Origin of the sequence: Synechococcus sp. WH 8101 (assembly GCF_004209775.1) — a bacterium.
In the GTDB taxonomy this organism is placed as follows: domain Bacteria; phylum Cyanobacteriota; class Cyanobacteriia; order PCC-6307; family Cyanobiaceae; genus Synechococcus_C.
Map to the genome: position 1 here is coordinate 1127012 of NZ_CP035914.1, position 12867 is coordinate 1139878.

Genomic DNA, 12867 nt, shown 5'->3' on the forward strand with positions numbered 1-12867 from the left:
GTTCAGGAGTTGCAGCGGCAATCACAGAGGCTGTCGAGATCGGGGCGTCCGGTCAGGCGAAGGCGTTGGCTGGCCCAGATTGCATAGATCCGATCCACGATCGGTGCGATCAGGGGCCATGCAGTTGGTGCATAAAGCCAGCCCAGCCCGACCAGCCGATAGGCCTCCCGGAACACCGCCACATCCCGCAGTACCGTGCCATCGCTGCGCAGGGCATGAATGCGTGCCATGCCGTCGCGGTAGCTGATCCCTCCCCAGCGTTGGGGGTCGTAGTCGGGAGCATTGAGATCGACAAATCGGATCGCACCGCGCTGATCACGCCGCTTCAGACCCTTCACCTCCCGTCGGCACAGGGGGCAGGCACCGTCGTAGAGCAGGGTCAGGGCTGGCTCGGCCTGAGGGATCAAAGGATGGTGCGCAACTGGCACCGTTTCTAGGATGCGGTGATGGTGCTTGGGCAGCGCATGCGATGGCCATTCGGGCCAGTTGCCAATTTCAGGCTCGGATTGTTGCCCTGGGTTGTGCTGTCGCTCGGGTTGGGGATCACAGCTCTCTGGTGTGCGGATCAGCGCAATTTCCAACGCCTCGAACATGAGCGGATCGAGCGGGACCTCAGTCAGGAGATCAGCCAGGCGATCAGCGAACGCCTTCAGACCAACATCGTGACGCTCGACTCGGTGGTGGGGTTGTTCAATGCCTCCGAGCAGGTGAGCCTGGCCGAATTCACCACCTTTTATGACACCCTGAATAGCCGAGGTTCCACGCTGAAGGGCATCCAGGGCCTCGGCTATGCCGCTGTGGTGCCGGACAATAACGTCGCCGCGTTTGAGCAACAGATCCGCCGTGAAGGGCAACCGGATTTCACGATCAAACCTCCCCGCCCAAGGGAGCTCACCACGGCGATCGTGTATCTCCAACCCAATGATTGGCGCAATCAGCGGGCGGTGGGTTACGACATGTATTCTCAATCCACCCGTCGCGCTGCGATGCAGCTGGCGGCCCTGACCGGGGAGCCGGTGCTCAGCGGTCCGGTGCGTCTGCTCCAGGAAACCAATCTCCAACCCCAGGTGGGAGCGCTTCTGTATCAGGCGATCTATCGCCAGCCTGAGGCGGTGTTCCCCTCCAGCGAGGATCGCCTCAGGCGACTCCGGGGTTGGGCCTATTCGCCGTTGCGGATCGGTGATCTGATCCAGGGTGCGCTGGCCACGGTGCAGGCGCCGGCCTTAGAGAACGCTGCGGTGGTGATTTACGACAGCGATCGCACCATCAAGCGGAATCTTGTTTTTGACAATCGCAACCTCACCGGCAGTGACCGGTTGACCCATCCCACCTGGCGCAATCTCACCGTGGCTAATCGCAACTGGGAGATCGGCGTGCAACTCGATCACCGCAGCATCGATCCCGACGGATGGAGCCAGGGGCTGCTGCTCCAGGCGTTGCTGGGCCTGAGTCTCAGCGCCCTGGCGGCCGTGATCAGTCAGCGCCTGCTCGCCAGCCACCTGGAGCTGCGCGAGGCGCTGGCGCGGGAGCAGGATGCCGCCAAGGAGCAGGCCCTCGCCGCCACGGTGTTTGACACGACACCCATCGGCATCGTGGTCACCGATCCCAACGGCATCATCGTGCGGGTGAACCCGGCCTTCACGCAACTGAGTGGCTATTCCGATCGAGAGGCCCGGGGACAGAAAACCAACCTGATGCGCTCCGGTCGCCACGAGGCGAGTTTTTATGAGCAGATGTGGACGGCAATCATTCAACGCTGTTTCTGGAACGGCGAAATCTGGAATCGCCATCGCAATGGTCAGATCATGCGCCATGAACTGACGATCACCGCCGTTCTTGATGCTCGCCATCAAATTACCAACTTTGTCGGCTTGTTGAATGACGTCAGCGATCGTTATCGCCAGCAGGAGCAGATGCAGTATCTCGCCACCCATGATCCGCTCACCGGTCTGGCGAACCGTGCCCTGCTCGCCGAAGAACTGGAACGCAGCCTTGCCCTCGCCAGGCGGGAGAACCGCGGTGTGGGGTTGTTGTTCATGGATTTGAATGAGTTCAAACCGGTGAACGATCGGTATGGCCACGCCGCCGGAGATCTGCTGCTCCAGGCTCTGGCCCGGCGCCTGAAAGAGTGCCTGCGTGACAGTGACACCCTCTGCCGGCAGGGTGGGGATGAATTTGTGGTTCTGGTGCCGAACGCCCCATCGATCGAGAGTCTGCTGGTGTTGGCGCGGAAACTGCACCACGCCATTGAGCAGCCGTTTGAAGCGATCACGGGCCTGCCTGAACCGGTGCGCATCTCCGTCAGCATCGGTGTGGCCCGCTGGCCGGATCACGCTGGCGATGCCGACAGCCTGATCCGTACGGCCGATGCGGCGATGTATCGCGCCAAATTGATGCAGGAGCCCCGCATCCTGGTGGCGGACTGAGCCCTAACGCCAGAGCGCATCGGCCATCTGCGCCACCTGCCGGATCGGCCCTACATCGTGCACTCGCACCATATCCACGCCAACGGACGCACACTGGGCTACCACGGCAGCCGTTCCCCACAGGCGTGCCTTGGCCCGTGGCTCCTCCAGCACCGCACCGATGAAGCGTTTGCGCGATGGACCCACCAGCAGCGGCATGCCCGCATCGCGCAGGCGAGGCAGGCCGCGGAGCAGCGCCAGATTTTGCTCGGTGGTCTTGGCGAAGCCCAGACCTGGATCCCAGATCAGCTGTTGCGGCTGCACGCCACAGGCCAGGGCCCGTTCCGTCGCCCGCTGCAGGGCCTGATGCACCGCCTCCACCACACCGAGGCTGCCGTAGTCGGTGAAGTCATCCATCGTGCGGCTGTCGCCGCGGGAATGCATCAGCACATAGGGGCAGCCCGCTGCAGCGATCAGGGGGAGCATCGCCGGATCACGCGTACCGCCGCTCACATCATTGATCCAGTCGGCACCGGCTTCGAGGGCGGCTGATGCGACCGGGGCAAGAAAGGTGTCCACCGACAGAATCGCGTCTGGCTGGCTGCGACGGATGGCGCGAAGCACCGGCAGGAGCCGGGCCAGTTCCTCCTCGCTGCCCACCTCAACGGCACCGGGGCGGGTGCTCTGGGCTCCCAGATCGAGCACATCGGCGCCAGCGGCCAGCATCCGCTCCGCTCTGGCGATCGCCCGCTCCGGTTGATCGAACTGACCGCCGTCGCTGAAGGAATCGGGTGTGAGGTTGAGCACCCCCATCACCCCGGTGCGTTGGCCCCATCCTGCCGGCCAGCGCTGCATGGCTCAGCTCTTCTGGTAATTGGCGATCCGGCCGAAGCTTTCCGGATCGAGCGATGCCCCACCCACGAGCACGCCGTCGATGTCGCTCATCGCCATCAGTTGATCGATGTTGCCCGGCTTCACCGATCCGCCGTATTGGATGATCAGATCAGGAGAGCCCACCCAGCTGCGGATCAGGCCACAGATCCGATTCGCTTCGCTGGCCTCGCAGGTTTTGCCGGTGCCAATCGCCCAGATCGGCTCATAGGCCACCACCAGTTTGGCGGGATCAAGGCCCTCCAGGCCCTGTTCCACCTGGCGGCGGATCACCCGCTCCGCTTCACCGCGGCTGCGTTGTTCATCGCTTTCGCCCACACACACGATCGGGATCAGGCCATGGCTCTGGGCCGACCGGCCCCGATGGTTGATCTGTTCGTCGCTTTCGCTGAAGTATTTGCGCGGCTCGCTGTGACCCACGATTGCGTATTGCACGCCGTGCTCCAGCAGCATGGTGGGAGAGATTTCACCGGTAAAGGCCCCTTCCCCCTCCCAGTGCACGTTCTGGGACGACAACTCCAGGCGGGAACCCTGGCCCATTTCCGCCAGAGTGGAGATGGCCGTGAAGGGCGGTGCCACCACCAGATGGCGATCATCCGGTGTGTTGGCGATCAGCGGCAGAAACACGGTCATCCATTCCCTGGCCTGGGCACAGGTCATGTGCATCTTCCAGTTGCCAGCGATCACCGGTTTGCGCACGCTTGCGTCCTCTGCAGCTCAGCAGCAGCCAACTTACGGCCCAGGCTGAAGCGGCTCCTCAACGCTGGCGACCTCCGGGCCCAGCTGCACACGATCACCGATTTGCAGCTGCCGCCCCCGCCGCTGTTCCACCGCGCCGTTCACCGACACATCCCCCGCCTGGATGCGCAGCTTTGCTTCACCGCCAGTGGCCACCCAACCCTGCCATTTGAGGAATTGATCGAGCCTCATGACCCCTGAGCACACCGGATGCCATTGATAGTGTGGCGCGATGCTCACCCCATCTGAAGCCGGTTTCCGCCGGTTGTTGCCGCTCCTGCGACCCCATGGACGCCGGCTTGTCTGGGGTGGTCTGAGCATGGCCGTGTTTGTGGGCAGCTGGCCGGTGCTGATGCACCTGGTGGGTCAGTTCATCCCTGCCCTCGGCTCCGGTGACCTCCAGGTGGTGGTGCCTGTGCTGGGCCTGGTGCTGGTGGTGTTTCTCGTGCAGAAACTGGCCCAGTTTCTCCAGGATTCTCTGTTGGCCGGTCCGGCGTTGCAGGTGAGTCAGGCGCTGCGGCGCGATCTGTTTGAGCGGTTGCAACGGGTGGAGCTCGGTGCGCTCGAGAAGCTGTCGGCCGGTGATCTCACCTATCGCCTCACCGAGGATGCGGACCGGGTGAGTGAGGTGATTTACAAAACCCTGCACGACACGATCCCCAGTGCCCTGCAGCTGGTGGCGGTGCTCGGTTACATGCTCTGGCTCGACTGGAAGCTCACCCTGGCGATCCTGTTGCTTGCCCCCCTGATCGCCTGGTTGATCAGCCTGTTCGGTGCTCGGGTGATGGCGGCCACCGAACGCAGCCAGAAGAAGGTGAGCGAATTGGCCGGTCTGCTCGGTGAAGCGATCGAGGGGTTACCGCTGGTGCGGGCCTTTGCGGCCGAACCGTGGTTGCAGGGGCGGTTTGAAGAGGAGATTGATCAGCATCGTCAAGCGCGATACAACACCTATCGGCTGGTGGCGCTGCAGCATCCGGTGGTGGGGGTGATCGAGGTGCTCGGGATCGCCTTTGTGCTGGTGTTGGCGGCGATCCGGATCAGCAGCGGCGATCTCGACAGTCAGGGGTTGAGCAGTTATCTCACCGGACTGATCGTGTTGATCGATCCGATTGCGCACCTCACCACCAACTACAACGAATTTCAGCAGGGTCAGGCGTCACTGCGGCGCTTGCGGGCGATCGAGAAGGAACCCGCGGAAGCGGCCGATCCCCAGCCAGCTCTGCCGCTGGGTCGGCCCCGCGGTGATCTGGACCTGGAGCGGGTGGAGTTTGCCTATCAGGAGGGCCAGCCTGTGTTGCACGATCTCAGCCTGCAGGTGGCGGCCGGTCAGGTGGTGGCCCTGGTGGGTCCGTCCGGCGCTGGCAAGAGCACCCTGTTTTCGTTGTTGCTGCGCTTCAACACGGCCCAGAGTGGTCGGGTGCTGCTCGATGGAAAGGACCTGGCCCAGGTGAAGGCCCGGGAGCTGAGGCAGCAGGTGGCCCTGGTGCCTCAGCGCAGCAGTGTGTTTTCTGGAACGATCGCTGAGGCGATTCAGTTCGGGCGCCAGGCCAGCCAGGAGCAGCTGGTGGAGGCGGCGCAGCTGGCCAATGCCCATGATTTCATCATGCGCTTACCGGAGGGTTACAACACCCGCTTGGAGGAGCGGGGCACGAATGTGTCGGGGGGGCAGCTGCAGCGGTTGGCGATTGCCCGGGCCGTGCTTGGTAACCCGGCGGTGCTGTTGCTCGATGAGGCCACCAGCGCCCTTGATGCGGAAGCGGAGGCAGCCGTGCAGCTGGGTTTGCGCCAGGCGATGCGCGGCCGCACGGTGCTGGTGATTGCCCATCGCCTGGCCACGGTGCAGGAAGCGGATCGGATTGTGGTGATGGAACACGGGCGCATCCGCGAGCAGGGCAGTCACGATGAGTTGATGCAGCGGGGCGGCCGCTACCGCGAACTCTGCGAGCGTCAGTTCATTCGCGACTTGCAGAACGTTTGAGCTGATGAAACCATCTGAACCACACAACTCTGGTCATGGGGAGGGGATGGACGACGCAGCATTGCCTAAACCTGAGTCTGCATCTGAATCTTTCTCGAGGCATGACGGCTGGGAGTATCGAGTGATTCATATCAACATCAATGAGAAATCAACGCGAGATTCGAGCACCACTCCCAATCCAGAAGCCGCCAGTCAAAAATTGCAGGGTGCCCTGAGCCCTGAATTCATTAAAAGGGAGTTTCCAGGCCTTTACCCCAATCCCAAGCCGGGGTCTGGGCATCCCGCGATGCAATTGCAGAATTTCTTGAATGATCTAGGTCTGCAGGGATGGGAGCTGATTGAAATTAGTCCGGTTGGGAGTTTGTTGATGTTCTTCCTGAAGAGAAAGCGGTTGTCTTCTCCTCAAAAAAACAGCGACTCCGAGGGGCAGGGGTAAGATTTCGAGGGTTTCAGACGATCTGATGGCTCCCGAAAATTCCGAACAGAACCCCGTGCTCACGTTCGAGGGCAAGCGTTACGACCTCAATGCCCTGCCCGATGAGCTGAAGGAGCTGGTGCGGGGCATGCAGGTGGCCGACGCCCAGCTGCGCATGCATGAAGACACTCTCAAGGTGCTCGCCGTTGGCCGGCAGTCGATGGCGATGCAGCTGAACGAGCGCCTCAAGGACATCACCCCTCTTCCGGACGGGAACTGAAGCGGTAGGCGCCGGTGAGTCGGAAGACCACCGGCGAGAGCAGCAGCAGTGCCACCAGGTTGGGCAGGGCCATCAGGCCGTTGAGGATGTCGGCCACGGTCCACACCGTGCTGAAGGTGGCGACAGCGCCCACCACCACCACCGCAACCCAGACGAGGCGGAAAATGGTGAGGGGGAGGCCCACACCCACCAGAAATTCCAGGCAGCGCTCGCTGTAATAGCCCCAGCCCAGGATGGTGGTGGCGGTGAACAGGATCGTGGCGAAGGTCACTAGGTGATCACCCCCTGGCAGGCCCCAGGCGAAGGCGGCCTTGGTCATGTCCACCCCGGCCAGGCCTTCGCTGTATTGGCCGCTGATCACAATCACCAGGGCGGTCATCGTGCAGATGATCAAGGTGTCGATCACCGTGCCGAGCATGGCCACCGCACCCTGCAGCACCGGATCACCGGGGCGGGCGGCGGCTTGAGCGATTGGGGCCGTGCCCAGGCCGGCTTCATTGGAGAACACACCACGGGCGATGCCCTTCTGAATCACCACTCCCACCACTCCGCCGGCGGCGGCCTGGCCGGTGAAGGCATCGCGCACGATCAGGCCGAGGGCCGCTGGAATCGCCCCGAGGTGGGTGATGAGAATCCAAAGAGCCCCAACGATGTAGATCACCGCCATGAAGGGCACCACCAGACCGGCGATCCGTCCGATCCGCTCGATGCCGCCGATGATCACTGCGAAGGTGATCGCCGCCATCACCACGCCGGTGAGCAGGTTGGGGATGCCGTAGTCGTCCAGGGCGTTGGCGAGTTCATGGGCCTGAACGCCGTTGCCAATGCCGAAGCCGGCGAGGGTGCCGAAGATGGCAAACAGGGTTCCAAGCCAGGCCCAGTGCGGGCCAAGACCGTTGCGGATCGCATACATCGGGCCGCCCACGTGTTCGCCGAGTGCATCGGTTTCGCGGAAATGCACCGCGAGGAGCGACTCACCGAATTTGGTGGCGGTGCCGAAGAGGGCCACCAGCCACATCCAGAACACGGCGCCTGGACCTCCCACTCCGATGGCGGAGGCAACACCGGCCACATTGCCGGTGCCGATGGTGGCCGCTAAGGCGGTCATCAATCCCTGAAAGGCGCTCACATCGCCTTCGCCGTTGGAGCGGCGAATGGAATCGAGCATCGCCTGCACCGCAAAACCGAGGCGGCGCAGGGGCATAAAGCGCAACCCGATCATCAGATATACGCCGGTGAAGGCGATCAGGGTCAGGGTGACCGGTCCCCAGACCCAGCCGTTGATGGCATTGAGAAATTCCATGCAGCGGCTGACCCCCAGCGAAATCTTTAATTTTTCGATTAAAGCGAAAAAATCCTGATCAGCAATCAGGCGGCGCCCAGGGGCTCACAGTCGAGGAACTGGAAGACCTGCTCGGACGCGGGGGTGTCGCCGTGGGCTTCACTGCGGACACGACGCTCCTGCAGCACCCAGGGGCCACCCTCCTGGAGCGGAACAAAGGTGTCGGTGAAGTGATTCAGGCCGCTGCGGGCTTCACCGGTGGCGGGATCGGCGTAGGCGCTGGTGTAGGTGTGGCTCAGGTAGCCAGCGCCGGTGTCGGTGGTGGAGCCGGTGTGGATCGTGACCACGGTGCCGTGAATGTGGCGATGCACCATCGTCACCACTCGGTTGTGGATGCGGTAACGATCACCGGCATTCTTGCCACCGACGATCACCTCCAACCCCTCATCGGTGCTGTCACCGGCGGTGAAGGTGTTGTCGCCATGCACCTGATCGAAACTGCGCCGCACCCGGTGAATCGCCACTTCCCAGAGCTGGGAATGGATCGCCTTCTCCACCTCAGGATCCTCGATTCCTTCCACCGTGGCCTTCAGGTCGGCGCCCACCTGGAAGCGCCCCTCGAGGTGGCGATCACCCTGCTGCCAGAGGCATCGGCCGCGATAGCCGCCGAACTCCGGATCCCAGGTGTAGCGATTCTCATAGGCCGCCCGGAAGGCATCCCGGCAGTCGGCTCCCTGAACAGGGGCAGCGGAGGTGGCGATCGTCACGGGCGCTCGTTTGAGAGAGATTTGACCCTAACGAGCCGTCGTTGAGGCGTGCACATCCTGGAGCGCATGGATCTCCAGTTGTTGATGTTGCAGGGCATCGATGCCCTCCACTGCAGCGCGGGCGGCGGCGAGGGTGGTCACCGTCGGCACGTTGTAGTCCAGAGCGGCACGGCGGATGTAGCGATCATCGTGGGCGGCCTGGCGTCCGATGGGAGTGTTGATCACCAGTTGCACGCTGCCGGAGCGGATCAGATCCTCGATGTTGGGCCGGCCCTCATGCACCTTGAGCACGGGCGTCACCGCGATCCCCGCATCCGCCAACACCGTGGAGGTGCCGGCGGTGGCGTTGATCTGGAAGCCGAGGTCGATCAGCCGGGCGGCAATCGGCACCAGGGCCGGTTTGTCGCGGTCGTGGGTGGAGAGGAACACGGTGCCACTGGTGGGCAGTCCGTCACCGGCTCCTAGTTCGGCTTTGGCGTAGGCCATGCCGAAATCGGCGGCGGAGCCCATCACCTCACCGGTGGATCGCATCTCTGGACCCAGCAGCGAATCCGCTCCCGGGAACCGGCGGAAGGGCAGCACCGCCTCCTTCACCGCCTGAAGGGGGGGCACCGGTTCGCTGAGCAGGCCCACTTGTTCGAGGCTTTCGCCGGTCATCAGGCGGGTGGCGATCCGCGCCAATGGTTGACCGGTGGCCTTGGCCACAAAGGGGACGGTGCGGGAGGCGCGGGGATTGGCTTCGATGATGTAAACCACCTCCCTGCCGCTGGCATCGCGCTGGACGGCGAACTGCAGATTGATCAACCCCTGCACCTTCAGGGCCAGAGCCAGGGCTTCGCTCCAGCGGCGGATCGTGGCCAGGGCCTCCGCCCCCAGTGACACGGCAGGCAGGCAGCAGGCGGAATCGCCGGAGTGGATCCCCGCCGGTTCGATGTGTTCCATCAAGCCACCGATCACCACTGTGCCGGAGGCGTCGCAGAGGGCATCCACATCCACTTCCGTGGCGTTCTCCAGGTATTGATCGATCAGCACCGGGTGATCCGGTTCCACCTGCACCGCTTCGGCCATGTAGCGATCCAGCTCCTGTTGATCGAACACCACTTCCATCGCCCGGCCGCCGAGCACATAGGAGGGACGCACCACCACCGGGTACCCCACAGCTGCCGCCACCTCCCGGGCCTCGGCTTCGCTGCGGGCCAGTCCGTTGCGCGGTTGACGAATCTCCAGCTGCCGCAGGATCGCCTCGAATTGCTCCCGGTCTTCGGCGCGATCGATCGATTCCGGTGAGGTGCCGAGGATACGGGTGCCGGTTTTGAGGCCTTGCTCAGTCGCCAACCAGCGCAGCAGGGGCAGGGCGAGTTTCAGCGGGGTCTGGCCACCGAACTGCACGATCACCCCCTCCGGTCGTTCCGTTTCAATCACGTTGAGCACGTCTTCGAGGGTGAGCGGCTCGAAATAGAGCCGATCGCTGGTGTCGTAATCGGTCGACACCGTTTCTGGATTGCTGTTCACCATCACCGTGGCGAAGCCGCGCTCCTGGGCGGCAAAGGAGGCGTGACAGCAGCAGTAGTCGAATTCGATGCCCTGGCCGATGCGATTGGGGCCACCCCCGAGGATCATCACCTTGGCGCGCTCCTCAGGCTGCACTTCGCTCTCTGGCGCCAGGGTCTCCAGGTGACCGTCGGCATTGAGGCGCTGCACCGGTCGTTCGTAGGTGGAGTAGTGATAAGGCGTGGTGGAGGCGAATTCAGCCGCGCAGGTGTCCACGGTTTTGAACAACGGCCGCACCCCGAGGCGGTCACGCTGACTGCGTACCGCCAGCTCCTCAGAACCCACGGCGAAGGCGATCTGCCGATCGGAGTAGCCCAGCTGCTTGAGTTCGAGCAACGCCTCCGCCGAGAGTTGCTCCAGCCGTTGCCCCTGCAGCAGCCGTTGCTCCGCCGCGATCAGCTGGCGCAGTTTGGCTAGGAACCAGGGGTCGATGCGGCTCAGCTCATGGATCTCGCTATCGCTGCGACCGGCCACCATCGCCGCCCGCACCGCCAGGATTCGATCGGGTGATGGGGTGCGCAGGGCCCGTTCCAGATCGGTTTTGCTCCATTCGGGCTCTTCGCGATCACATCCCCAGCCGGAGAGACCCGTTTCCAGGGAACGCAGCGCCTTCTGGAAGGATTCCTCGAAGCAGCGCCCGATCGCCATCGCCTCGCCCACCGATTTCATCGCTGTGGTGAGAATCGCCGGTGATCCCTTGAATTTTTCGAACGCGAAGCGGGGAATCTTGGTGACGACGTAATCGATCGTGGGCTCGAAACAGGCGGGTGTCTTGCCGGTGATGTCGTTGAGGATTTCATCGAGGGTGTAGCCCACCGCCAGCCGGGCGGCGATCTTGGCGATCGGGAATCCGGTGGCCTTGCTCGCGAGGGCGGAGGACCGACTGACGCGGGGGTTCATCTCGATCACCACCACATCGCCGTCGTCGGGATTGATGGCGAACTGGATGTTGCTGCCGCCGGTGGCCACGCCGATTTCACGAATGATGGCGATCGCTTGATCGCGCAGGCGTTGATATTCCCGATCGGTGAGGGTCTGGGCCGGCGCCACGGTGATCGAATCGCCGGTATGCACCCCCATCGGATCGAGGTTTTCGATGCTGCACACGATCACGACGTTGTCGGCCAGATCGCGCATCACCTCCAGCTCGAACTCCTTCCAGCCCAGCAATGACTGCTCGATCAGAATCTGGGAGACGGGGCTGGCATCCAGGCCGCTTTTGCAGATGGCGGCATAGTCCTCCGGGTTGTACGCGATGCCGCCACCGCTGCCGCCGAGAGTGAAGGCGGGGCGAATGATCCGGGGAAAGCTGCCGATGGCGGCACCCACCGCTTCCGCTTCCTCCAGGCTGGAGGCGATGCCCGAAGGGCAGACCTTCACGCCGATGCGCTCCATCGCCTGTTTGAACAGCTGGCGGTCTTCCGCTTTCTGAATCGCCTGGAGATCGGCCCCGATCAGCTCCACGCCGTAGCGCTCCAGCGTGCCGTTCTCCGACAGAGCAACGGCGAGATTGAGGGCGGTTTGTCCACCCATGGTGGGCAGCAGGGCGTCGGGGCGTTCCTGTTCGATCACCCGGGTCACCACCTCAGGGGTGAGCGGCTCCACGTAGGTGCGATCGGCCATGTCCGGATCGGTCATGATCGAGGCGGGGTTGGAATTCACCAACACCACCTCGAAACCATCGGCGCGGAGCGCTTTGCAGGCCTGCGTTCCGGAGTAATCAAACTCGCAGGCCTGTCCGATCACAATCGGGCCGGATCCCAGGAGCAGAATGCGACGCAGATCAGACCGCCGTGGCATGGTCCTCTTGGGATAGGCAAACCTGTTAAGCCTCCCACGCGGATGCACCGCTGAGTGTTCAGGCTGCGAAGGTTGCAGGATCGAGTCGCTAGCGTGAGGAGATCGGCACGCAAAAACGAGATCATGAGCGAGCTCCAGCGCCTGAAGGGGCTGCTGCCACCGGAGATGCAGAGCTGGGTGTTCGTGGAGGCGGCGGCTGCTGTTGATCCGCCCCTGATCACCCTGGAGGAGATCGGCCGCGATGAGGTGGAGATTCAGGTGGATCTCGAGCCCTGGGACAACCTCGCGCTCGACCACCGCAACCTGCTCTTCTGGCATGAGGTGGGTCGGATCCAGAACGACACGATTCCGCGCGACGGTTGGGAGATGGCGGCCCTGGCTATCGGCCTCGGTGGCGCCATCGGGGAGCTCTGGGTGCAGGATGGCTTGTTGCTGGTGATGGCCCTGGGGTTGTCTGGTTTTGCCGGTTATCGCCTCTATCTCAAGAACAACGCCGAGAAACGGCTGCGGGATGCGATTGCCGCCGATGAGCGGGCGATCGACCTGGCTTGCCGCTTCGGCTACAGCGTTCCCAATGCCTACAAAAGTCTGGGTGGTGCGCTGAAGGATCTGATCGAGCAGACGCGTAAGAAGAAGAAGCGGGGCTTCTACGAAGATCGTCTGGAAGCTCTACGCAAGAGTGCAGGCAAGGCCCGGGCTGAAATGGCCCAACAGCAAGGATCCCGTCAGTCCGTGACCAGCGAGAACGTTTATGGCTGAT

Annotated in this window: 12 protein-coding genes; 5 read left to right on the forward strand and 7 right to left on the reverse strand. The window is 63.2% G+C overall.

What is annotated here, in order from left to right; all coding sequences use genetic code 11:
* Nucleotides 1–2: 2 nt before the first annotated feature.
* Nucleotides 3–404: a thiol-disulfide oxidoreductase DCC family protein gene (locus SynWH8101_RS05745; RefSeq protein ID WP_370587025.1), complete on the reverse strand. Its 402-nt coding sequence runs from the start codon at nucleotides 402–404 to the stop codon at nucleotides 3–5.
* A gap of 105 nt (nucleotides 405–509) precedes the next feature.
* Here SynWH8101_RS05745 and SynWH8101_RS05750 point away from each other — a divergent pair, with 105 nt between their 5' ends.
* On the forward strand, nucleotides 510–2426 hold the full coding sequence (locus SynWH8101_RS05750; RefSeq protein ID WP_174719477.1) for a CHASE domain-containing protein: 1917 nt from the start codon (nucleotides 510–512) through the stop codon (nucleotides 2424–2426).
* A gap of 3 nt (nucleotides 2427–2429) precedes the next feature.
* On the opposite strand, the gene folP is transcribed toward SynWH8101_RS05750, so the two are convergent.
* The 3 genes from folP to SynWH8101_RS05765 are packed head-to-tail and all read right to left on the reverse strand — an operon-like array spanning nucleotide 2430 to nucleotide 4226.
* Nucleotides 2430–3260 carry a dihydropteroate synthase gene (gene folP / locus SynWH8101_RS05755; protein WP_130128943.1) on the reverse strand — a complete coding sequence of 277 codons (831 nt, stop codon included), beginning with the start codon at nucleotides 3258–3260 and terminating at the stop codon, nucleotides 2430–2432.
* Between the two features lie 3 nt (nucleotides 3261–3263).
* Entirely contained in the window at nucleotides 3264–3995 is a 732-nt protein-coding gene (tpiA, locus tag SynWH8101_RS05760) for a triose-phosphate isomerase (RefSeq protein WP_130128944.1), read from the reverse strand.
* A gap of 33 nt (nucleotides 3996–4028) precedes the next feature.
* Nucleotides 4029–4226 carry an RNA-binding S4 domain-containing protein gene (locus SynWH8101_RS05765; protein WP_130128945.1) on the reverse strand — a complete coding sequence of 66 codons (198 nt, stop codon included), beginning with the start codon at nucleotides 4224–4226 and terminating at the stop codon, nucleotides 4029–4031.
* Nucleotides 4227–4266: 40 nt separating this feature from the next.
* On the opposite strand from SynWH8101_RS05765, the gene SynWH8101_RS05770 reads away from it, so the two are divergent.
* Genes SynWH8101_RS05770 through SynWH8101_RS05780 form a run of 3 tightly spaced genes read left to right on the forward strand, consistent with a single transcriptional unit; the run spans nucleotide 4267 to nucleotide 6707 of the window.
* On the forward strand, nucleotides 4267–6012 hold the full coding sequence (locus SynWH8101_RS05770) for an ABC transporter ATP-binding protein (protein WP_130128946.1): 1746 nt from the start codon (nucleotides 4267–4269) through the stop codon (nucleotides 6010–6012).
* A gap of 4 nt (nucleotides 6013–6016) precedes the next feature.
* On the forward strand, nucleotides 6017–6448 hold the full coding sequence (locus SynWH8101_RS05775) for a hypothetical protein (protein ID WP_254428067.1): 432 nt from the start codon (nucleotides 6017–6019) through the stop codon (nucleotides 6446–6448).
* A gap of 25 nt (nucleotides 6449–6473) precedes the next feature.
* On the forward strand, nucleotides 6474–6707 hold the full coding sequence (locus SynWH8101_RS05780) for a DUF6447 family protein (RefSeq protein ID WP_130128947.1): 234 nt from the start codon (nucleotides 6474–6476) through the stop codon (nucleotides 6705–6707).
* On the opposite strand, the gene SynWH8101_RS05785 is transcribed toward SynWH8101_RS05780, so the two are convergent.
* The 3 genes from SynWH8101_RS05785 to carB form a co-directional block, all read right to left on the reverse strand.
* Nucleotides 6682–8010: a sodium:alanine symporter family protein gene (locus SynWH8101_RS05785; protein WP_130128948.1), complete on the reverse strand. Its 1329-nt coding sequence runs from the start codon at nucleotides 8008–8010 to the stop codon at nucleotides 6682–6684. The genes SynWH8101_RS05780 and SynWH8101_RS05785 overlap by 26 nt on opposite strands.
* 65 nt (nucleotides 8011–8075) lie before the next feature.
* Nucleotides 8076–8756, reverse strand: coding sequence for a DUF3386 domain-containing protein (locus SynWH8101_RS05790; RefSeq protein WP_130128949.1), 681 nt, complete (start codon nucleotides 8754–8756; stop codon nucleotides 8076–8078).
* A 27-nt stretch (nucleotides 8757–8783) separates the two neighbouring features.
* Entirely contained in the window at nucleotides 8784–12107 is a 3324-nt protein-coding gene (carB, locus tag SynWH8101_RS05795) for a carbamoyl-phosphate synthase large subunit (RefSeq protein WP_130128950.1), read from the reverse strand.
* Between the two features lie 123 nt (nucleotides 12108–12230).
* On the opposite strand from carB, the gene SynWH8101_RS05800 reads away from it, so the two are divergent.
* Entirely contained in the window at nucleotides 12231–12866 is a 636-nt protein-coding gene (locus tag SynWH8101_RS05800; RefSeq protein WP_007102660.1) for a DUF3318 domain-containing protein, read from the forward strand.
* The last annotated feature ends 1 nt before the right edge of the window (nucleotide 12867 follow it).